Source organism: uncultured Campylobacter sp., assembly GCF_905373215.1.
Lineage (GTDB): Bacteria > Campylobacterota > Campylobacteria > Campylobacterales > Campylobacteraceae > Campylobacter_B.
Window position 1 is genome coordinate 1 of sequence record NZ_CAJPRT010000039.1, and the last position, 6,509, is coordinate 6,509.

Sequence of the window (6,509 nt, forward strand, 5' to 3'; positions counted from 1 at the left end):
ATATCAAGAGGCAAAACGGCGCAGTTTTTGAAGGTTTTGTCGGTAAAGCACAGACTTATCGGGAAGCATATAAGCTTGTAGCGGGCGACGAAAGCGTTATTTAGAATTCCTAAAAAGGATAAAATTTAGCGCTTCTTCAAAATATCGTCGTTTAAAAATGTCGCGCTGCTTTGTATTGTTTTGATAACGCGGTCTTTAGAATTTTGCGTTTTGTCGGGTGTAGGTCTGTGTGCGATCAAATTTACGCGCCCGATTTTCGCCGTGAAATAAAAAATCCCCAGTATTGTCGCGTTTAGAAATACTCCAAAATATATTCGTTCTAATCCCCATATCCCTATGCTGGCGGCATGAATAGGCACAAAAATTATCGCGACTAAGATCGGATAATAATCCGAAATTTTATTTTTGGCAAGGATTACGGTCGTAACGATGGCGTATGCGATGAGCGTAAAAGGAGAGATAAGCAAGAGTGCAAAAAGCGCGTTTATGCGCTGATAATCTTCGTGCCCGATTAAGACGCAAAAACTACAAAACGCGAGCGTTATGAGAAAAAATAAAGGTAAAATCCACCGCGTTTTCACGTCGCGCCCTTTAAGTAGCGATAAAAAGAGTAGATGAGAACCCAGCGCAATACAATAATAATCAAATATAACCGATGAGCTTAGAAACGTGAGCGGTATGGCGAGCAGCGTACCCGGTCCATCAAAATATATCCCACTAAACATGAGCCACGTGATAAAGAGCATAAAAGCATATTTCAGACCCGCATAAATGGCGCAAACACAGATACTAACGAGGATAAATCGTATAAATTTGCTCATTTGCCTTTTTCCTAAATTTAGGTAATTATAGCAAACCGCGACAAACAAACGACGCAAAATTTTAATTTAGCCCGTGCGCTCGCCGAATCCGCTGCCGATCGCGAGCTCGGGTGAGAGAACCTGCCAATGCCTTCGCATTATTTCATCCGCGCCCGCGCCGCAAGATAAAATTCATAAATTCTAAATCCGTTTTGCGTTATCATTGCGCTAAATTTAAAATTTTACGCAAAGGGGATCATATGAAAAATACGGCATTCATCACGGGCGCTACGAGCGGCTTTGGCGAGGCGATTTCTAGGGCGCTTAGCGCGCAAGGCTATAAGATCATTGCGCTTGGGCGCCGCAAAGATCGGCTACAAAAGCTAGCCGGTGAGCTAGGCAATACGCACATTATCGCTGCGGATATTCGCGATAAAGCTGCGGTATTTGATGCCGTAAGCGCGTTGCCTGAAAATTTCAAAGACGTCGAGGTGCTCGTAAATAACGCAGGTCTTGCGCTCGGGCTTGAGGGGATCGCGCAGACGCCCGTAGAGGATTTGGAGACGATGGTCGATACGAATATCAAAGGCGTGCTGTATTCGACCAAGGCGGTGCTGCCGCTGATGATCGCGCGCAAAAGTGGCTATATCTTCAATCTTGGCTCGACTGCTGGCGCGTGGCCCTATCCGGGCAGCCACGTTTACGGCGCGAGCAAGGCGTTTATCAAGCAGTTTAGCCGCAATATCCGCAACGACCTGCGCGGCACTGGTATCCGCGTGACGGAGATCGCGCCGGGAATCTGTAAGAGCGAGTTTAGCGAGGTGCGCTTTAAAGGCGACGTAGCGCGCGCCGCGGCCGTGTATGAGGGAGTCGATGCGATCCTGCCCGAGGATATCGCACAGATCGTGCTAAGCTGCCTAGCGATGCCCCGTCGCGTAAATATCAACGTCGTAGAGGCGATGGCGACGCAGCAGAGCTGGGCTGGGCTTTTTATCGAGAAGCATTAAATTTTAAGGCGAGAAAATGAAAAAAATTATATTACTAATGTTTTTGTCCGTCGCCGCATTTGCGGTGGATGACGCGACCAGGCAGCATAATGCCGAGCTTTTCGGCATCTGGACGCTGGTGCCGCCCGTCGTGGCGATCGCGCTTGCCTTTATCACCAAAGAGGTGATCCTGTCGCTTTTCATCGGCGTTTTTAGCGGCACCTATATGCTTGCAGTCGTCGGCAACAATCCGATCTCCGCGCTTGTGGGCAGCTTTACGGATCTGGTCTCGCGCGTGGTAGGCTCGATGGCTAGCAAAGGCAATGCGGGCGTGCTTTTGCAGGTACTTTGTATCGGCGGCGTGGTCGCTCTGATTAGCAGGACGGGCGGCACGAAAGCCGTGGCGCTTTGGATTAGCAAGCGCGCTAAAACGGGTATCTCAGCGCAAATTTCAACGTGGATTATGGGTCTTTTCGTATTTTTTGACGACTACGCAAACGCCCTGATCGTAGGCCCCGTCATGCGGCCGATTACCGATAAATTTAGAGTCAGCCGCGAAAAGCTCGCCTTCATCATCGACGCTACCGCCGCGCCGATTGCGGGCATCGCGCTAATTTCTACCTGGGTAGGTCTTGAAGTCTCTTTGATAAGAGCGGGATATGATCAGATCGGCGTGCAAAACGTAAACGCCTTCTCGATCTTCGTGCAAACCATGCCGTATCGCTTCTACAATCTTTTTATGCTTGCTTTCGTGGTTTACGTGGCGTTTATGCGTAGAGATTTCGGGCCGATGCTCTCTGCCGAAAGGCGAGCGGCGAGCGGCGAAATTCACTCTAAAAATTCTAACATCGCCGAGCTCGAAGATAAAACGCTAGAGCCCAAAGAGGGGATCAAGCCGCAAGCTTCAAACGCCGTTATCCCGCTTATAGTGCTAATCTGCGGCGCATTTGCGAGCTTTTATTTTAGCGGGCTAAGCAAGCTTGAGGGCGATGCTCTCGCAGCCGCAAAAGCCGCTCCGCTAAGCTTTGCAACGCTTCAGGCGACCTTCGGCAACGCAAACTCGTCGGTCGCGCTTTTTCAAGCGGCGCTTCTTGCTACGGTCGTGTCTATATTTATGAGCGTTTACCGCAAAATTTTTGACGTCAGAGAGGCGATCTCTACGTGGATTAAAGGGTGGAAGACGATGATCGTCACGATCGTGATCTTGCTGCTTGCCTGGTCGCTCAGCTCTGTCATCAAAGAGCTCGGCACGTCGCGCTATCTAGTCGATATGCTAAGCCAAAATACGCCGAAATTTTTGCTTCCGGTAGCGATTTTCGTGCTGGGCTCGTTCATTAGCTTTTCGACGGGCACTAGCTATGGTACGATGGGGATCCTAATGCCGCTAGCCATACCTTTGGCAAACGCCGTGGGACTTCACTACGGGCTTTCGGGCGATGCGCTTCACGCCTATATGATCGTAAATATCTCTGGCGTGCTTACGGGTGCGATTTTCGGCGATCACTGCTCGCCGATTTCGGACACCACGATCCTTTCGTCGATGGGCGCGGGCTGCGATCATATCGAGCACGTAAAGACGCAGATGCCTTACGCTCTATCCGTCGGCGCGGTCGCCGTAGTAGCGGGCTATCTTCCCGTAGCGCTAGGGCTTAGCGTCTGGATCGCGCTGCCGATGGGGCTTGTCGTTACGTGGGCTCTCGTGCGATTCGCAGGTAAAAAGATAGAGGAGTAGCTCCCGCAAATTTTAAATTTGCTTTTAAATTTTGAATTCCGCAGCGATGCGGAATTCTGCTGGGCGAAATTCTAATCTGGCTAGCGGAATTTCACTCCGCAAAATTTCGTCGCGCGAGTAAAATTTTAAAACGAAATTTCAAAAAGCGCGAGCAAATTTTAAAAGCTAAATTTTAACTAGCCGCGTTAAAACGGCGCGTGCGCTCGCAATTTAAAATTTTTAAAGTAAACGGGTAGTAAAATATCGATAAATTTCAAACAAGGAGAATGAAATGAAAAATCCTAAAATGTTCCTCTGGGGGGGGGTGTTAGCTGCTTTATTAGTTGGTTGCGGTGACGATACCGAGGTAAAGACCAAAGAATATTACGATATTCATCTAAATGAGGCTAAAGAGGTTTACGCAAAGTGCGATTTCAATACTTTAAAAGATGGAAGCAACTCTTATAAAAATTGTGTGAACGCTAAGGAAATCGTAGAATTTTATGCTGATCAAGAGAAAATGCTCGGTTCAGCAATCGTAAAAAGGCAAAGAGCCGAGAGGGGGCTTAAAGATTAATTAGATTAAAATTGCAATAAATTATTCCTCTCTTAATACATTTTAATTTACTCTGCGCCTTCGGTGCAGAGTAAATTTACCCTGTGCGGCGCTGAATTTTGCGGTATAAATCTCGCCTGCGAAATGATACGGCGCAAAATCTTGCTTTACGGATTTTGGAATTTCAAATTTTAAAGCCTGCGAGCTTTTGGCTACCGCAGAAAAGACTTGCGGGCTTCGCAGCACCTTGAAATTTAATCATTTTAAAATTTACGCCGCGTGACTAGTCTAAATTTCACCGGCGGCGGTTTGCACGGCGTGCTAAATTTAACTTTGCGCGCTTTATCCGCACCCTAGTCTAAATTTAAAATTTCAAATCCGCGGCGACAGTTCGTGCGGCGTGAGGTTACTCCTGCAAACAGCGATCTCGGCTCGCGCTATGAAATTCAAAGAATTAGTGGCAACGGCGGCGCTTGGCTTGCGCTATGCTGCTTCAAGTCGTACGGCGGCGTTGTGCGTTAAATTTTAAATTTACGTGCCGGACAGCGGAAGGCAGCATTTGCCCCGTAAAATTTTAACTTTCGCGCGCCGGACGACGGCTAGGCGCTATTGTTCGCGCGTTGCGCGAAGCCGCTTCTAAATCGCCGAGCCGAGTTAAATTTTTTAGCGCGCCAAAATTTTAATTTGCGCTGCGATTTATAGCGCATTGAAATTTTAACTTTCACGGCACGATCTGCGATGCGCTAGAATTTTAATTAAAATTTTAATTTGCGTGGTGCGATCCGCGATGAACAGGAATTTTAATTTGATGTGATTTATGACGCACTGGAATTCCAACCTGCGCTACGGATCTACGGCTCACAGGCACGCTGCCTAGCTAATCCCTCGCATCGCATCGAGCCGCTTTAAAAATATTTCCACCTTGCACAGCTGTGCCGCATCTAGCGCCCTGCCCGAATAAAAATATTCCACGCTGTTGCCGTTTGGATAATTCACCCGCGAAATGCCCATTCCTTCGCCTCTCGGCTCAAATTCCAAGGACAAATCCGCGCCGCCTCGAGAATAAAGCTTGAGCTGCGAATTCGCATCTACGGCGCGTGGCGACATGCGGCATTTGTCTTCGTCGCACTGCTCTACGCCGCGGGCATTGACCGCCAGCTTACCGTCGCGTTCGCGGATTGCGCCCAGCTCGCCCGTTTGCGAATTTGCGCTAAATTTTATATCACCGTCTGCGTCAAATTTATCCGCACAAACCTGCGATTTTACGTCGCGCGAAGTATCCATGCCGAAGCCGCACTCATCCGCGTTAGAAAATTCATCGCACTCATTATACCCCACTGCGCCGTTTTTTCTGGCGCCGCACGGCACTGTACGAAGTCCGCTCATACCTTGCTCTATCATATCGGGCTTGCTCTCGCCGCAACTTTCTGTGTCGCGCCCACCGCCGCTATTATCGCGACCTTCTACGCCCCGCTTGTTCTCGCCTTTTACGCTCTCGCCGTCTGCGTCTCGTCCTTCCGCGCCAAATTTGCCGGCTTGCGCCGACGAATTCGTATCAAATTTTGCGCCGCCACCCGTGTTAAATTTAGCCGTCCGCGAGGGCAAATCCTCGCCGCACGCAAGCTTTAGCCCTCCGCCCAGCTCGCTTGCAAGGCGGTTTAGCGTGCCGTCTATGCCGTCGATGATGCGCACGTGCGGAGGTAAAATTTCGCGCAAAACGTCCTTAAAATAGTTAAAATGCGTGCAACCAAGCACGAGCGAGCCAAGGCGCGCAAGCTCAAATTTAGCTAGTTCCTCCCGCAGATAAGCCCGAACCGCAGGCGAGTCAAACTCCAAATCCTGCGCAAACTCAACGAGGCGGGGCAGCGGCAGGCTCCACGTCTCGCACTCCAGCCGCCCCACGAGGCGCGCGAGCTTCTCGCCCGCGATCGTTAGCGGCGTGGCGATGAGCAGCGTCGGGCGCGCGCCGAAGCTGTCCGCGGCGAGCTTGACGGCGGGCTCCATGCCGATGACCGGCACGCTAAATGCACTGCGAAGCTCCGAGATAGCCGCGCTCGTGGCGGTATTGCAAGCAACGACGACCCCGTCCGCGCCGTACGAGACCAAAAACCCGACCGCATCGAGGCTCAGGCGCACGATTTCCGCCCTACTTTTCGTGCCGTATGGGACGTGATCCTCGTCGGCAAAATACAAAAACTCCGCCCCGCTAAACCGCCGCAGAGCCTCGGCGAGTACGCTCAGCCCGCCGATACCCGAGTCAAAAAACGCTATTTTCAAATTCTTAGTCCAAGGTTAAATTTTAAAAAAGGGATTATAGCTCAATTCAAGTAAAATTTAAATTTTGAGCGGGCTTGGTGGCTCCGCGGCCGTTAAATTATCGCTACCTTATTAAAATTCGCGATAAATTTAATCAATTTCTTAGGGGGAGGGAGGGGGCAAAATTAGCCAAATTTTAC

At 49.9% G+C, this 6,509-nt stretch carries 5 protein-coding genes; 3 read left to right on the plus strand and 2 right to left on the minus strand.

Going from position 1 to position 6,509, the window contains the following annotated elements; genetic code table 11:
* Window positions 1-125 precede the first annotated feature (125 nt).
* Window positions 126-821: a hypothetical protein gene (locus tag QZ176_RS10050; protein ID WP_295153294.1), complete on the minus strand. Its 696-nt coding sequence runs from the start codon at window positions 819-821 to the stop codon at window positions 126-128.
* A gap of 239 nt (window positions 822-1,060) precedes the next feature.
* Between QZ176_RS10050 and QZ176_RS10055 the strand changes: the two genes are divergently transcribed.
* The 3 genes from QZ176_RS10055 to QZ176_RS10065 all read left to right on the plus strand — a co-directional run bounded on the left by QZ176_RS10055 (window position 1,061) and on the right by QZ176_RS10065 (window position 4,074).
* Entirely contained in the window at window positions 1,061-1,807 is a 747-nt protein-coding gene (locus QZ176_RS10055) for an SDR family NAD(P)-dependent oxidoreductase (RefSeq protein WP_295153296.1), read from the plus strand.
* 16 nt (window positions 1,808-1,823) lie between these two features.
* On the plus strand, window positions 1,824-3,518 hold the full coding sequence (locus QZ176_RS10060) for a Na+/H+ antiporter NhaC family protein (RefSeq protein WP_295153298.1): 1,695 nt from the start codon (window positions 1,824-1,826) through the stop codon (window positions 3,516-3,518).
* 271 nt (window positions 3,519-3,789) lie between these two features.
* Complete coding sequence (locus QZ176_RS10065; protein ID WP_295153300.1) at window positions 3,790-4,074, plus strand: EexN family lipoprotein; 285 nt, start codon at window positions 3,790-3,792, stop codon at window positions 4,072-4,074.
* A gap of 852 nt (window positions 4,075-4,926) precedes the next feature.
* Here QZ176_RS10065 and murI read toward each other — a convergent pair.
* Complete coding sequence (murI, locus tag QZ176_RS10070; RefSeq protein ID WP_295153302.1) at window positions 4,927-6,330, minus strand: glutamate racemase; 1,404 nt, start codon at window positions 6,328-6,330, stop codon at window positions 4,927-4,929.
* Window positions 6,331-6,509 lie beyond the last annotated feature (179 nt).

Coding starts and splice junctions, on each gene's coding strand:
- QZ176_RS10050 (WP_295153294.1), bottom strand. CDS start 821: ATGAGCAAATTTATACGATTTATCCTCGTTAGTATCTGTGTTTGCGCC.
- QZ176_RS10055 (WP_295153296.1), top strand. CDS start 1,061: ATGAAAAATACGGCATTCATCACGGGCGCTACGAGCGGCTTTGGCGAG.
- QZ176_RS10060 (WP_295153298.1), top strand. CDS start 1,824: ATGAAAAAAATTATATTACTAATGTTTTTGTCCGTCGCCGCATTTGCG.
- QZ176_RS10065 (WP_295153300.1), top strand. CDS start 3,790: ATGAAAAATCCTAAAATGTTCCTCTGGGGGGGGGTGTTAGCTGCTTTA.